Annotated in this window: 1 protein-coding gene; it reads right to left on the bottom strand. The window is 47.8% G+C overall.

Going from position 1 to position 2270, the window contains the following annotated elements; genetic code table 11:
* A partial coding sequence (locus tag A3739_RS06945) for a tandem-95 repeat protein (RefSeq protein ID WP_156502430.1) occupies positions 1-2270 on the bottom strand: 2270 nt, incomplete at both ends.

Genomic DNA, 2270 nt, shown 5'->3' with positions numbered 1-2270 from the left:
TGCGCCAAGAGCTGTTCTTGGCTCAGTGTGATACTTCCATCCTCATCAATTGCATACGCCAAGTTACCTGAAACAGGGAAGTCGTTCACAGGAACAACTACGATATTCGCTTGGGCCGTATCTGTACCACCCTGACCATCAGACACGGTAAAGTCGACGGTGACATTACCATTGAAGTTCTCATTCGGTGCAAAGGTATATGTGTCATCTCCATTATCGGTGAAGATTCCATCCGTACCTGTGTATGCAACATCTGAGATACTCAGCGTATCACCATCAACATCCGACGCTCCCGCCAACAGATCCCCATCTGTAAGCGTGATCGTCCCGTCTTCGTTCATCTGGAAATTCTGATCCTGCGCGACCGGCAGATCATTCACTGGGTTCACTGTCAAATCGATATTGGCTGCGACTGTCGCTTCACCATCGAATACATCGAAACTAATATCGAGATCACCATTGAAGTTTGCAGCCGGTGTCAGCGTGAACGTCCCATCACCATTATCTGTAATCGTCAGTTCCGGATTGGCTGTCTGTAGATTCAACGCCGTGAGCGTATCACCATCCACATCACTCGCTTGCGCCAAGAGCTGTTCTTGGCTCAGTGTGATACTTCCATCCTCATCAATTGCATACGCCAAGTTACCTGAAACAGGGAAGTCATTCACAGGAACAACTACGATATTCGCTTGGGCCGTATCGGTACCACCCTGACCATCAGACACGGTAAAGTCGACGGTGACATTACCATTGAAGTTCTCATTCGGTGCAAAGGTATATGTGTCATCTCCATTATCGGTGAAGATTCCATCCGTACCTGTGTATGTAACATCTGAGATACTCAGCGTATCACCATCAACATCCGATGCTCCCGTTAACAGATCCTCATCTGTAAGCGTGATCGTCCCGTCTTCGTTCATCTGGAAATTCTGATCCTGCGCGACCGGCAGATCATTCACTGGGTTCACTGTCAAATCGATATTGGCTGCGACTGTCGCTTCACCATCGAATATATCGAAACTAATATCGAGATCACCATTGAAGTTTGCAGCCGGTGTCAGCGTGAACGTCCCATCACCATTATCTGTAATCGTCAGTTCCGGATTGGCTGTCTGTAGATTCAACGCCGTGAGCGTATCACCATCCACATCACTCGCTTGCGCCAAGAGCTGTTCTTGGCTCAGTGTGATACTTCCATCCTCATCAATTGCATACGCCAAGTTACCTGAAACAGGGAAGTCATTCACAGGAACAACTACGATATTCGCTTGGGCCGTATCACTCGCACCCTCAGCATCTAACACAACCACATCGAGGACAATGTCACCATTGAAATTCTCATTCGGAATAAAACTAAAGGAGCCATCATCATTCTCACTCAGCGTTCCATCTGATCCTGAGTAGCTCACACCTTGCAGACTCACATCACCTTCAACGTCACTTGAATTCGCCAAAAGCTGTGCAGGTGTCAATGTAATTGTACCGTCCTCATTCATGCTGAAAGACGTATCCCCTGCAACTGGCGGGTCATTCACAGGAACAACTACAATATTCGCTTGGGCCGTATCGGTACCACCCTGACCATCAGACACGGTAAAGTCGACGGTGACATTACCATTGAAGTTCTCATTCGGTGCAAAGGTATATGTGTCATCTCCATTATCGGTGAAGATTCCATCCGTACCTGTGTATGTAACATCTGAGATACTCAGCGTATCACCATCAACATCCGACGCTCCCGCCAACAGATCCCCATCTGTAAGCGTGATCGTCCCGTCTTCGTTCATCTGGAAATTCTGATCCTGCGCGACCGGCAGATCATTCACTGGGTTCACTGTCAAATCGATATTGGCTGCAACTGTCGCTTCACCATCGAATACATCGAAACTAATATCGAGATCACCATTGAAGTTTGCAGCCGGTGTCAGGGTGAACGTCCCATCACCATTATCTGTAATCGTCAGTTCCGGATTGGCTGTCTGTAGATTCAACGCCGTGAGCGTATCACCATCCACATCACTCGCTTGCGCCAAGAGCTGTTCTTGGCTCAGTGTGATACTTCCATCCTCATCAATTGCATACGCCAAGTTACCTGAAACAGGGAAGTCGTTCACAGGAACAACTACGATATTCGCTTGGGCCGTATCACTCGCACCCTCAGCATCTAACACAACCACATCGAGGACAATGTCACCATTGAAATTCTCATTCGGAATAAAACTAAAGGAGCCATCATCATTCTCACTCAGCGTTCCATCTGATCCTGAGTA

This window comes from Oleiphilus sp. HI0067 (genome assembly GCF_001635735.1).
Note: the sequence above shows the minus strand (reverse complement) of the source record. Positions and strands in the feature narration are given on the sequence as shown.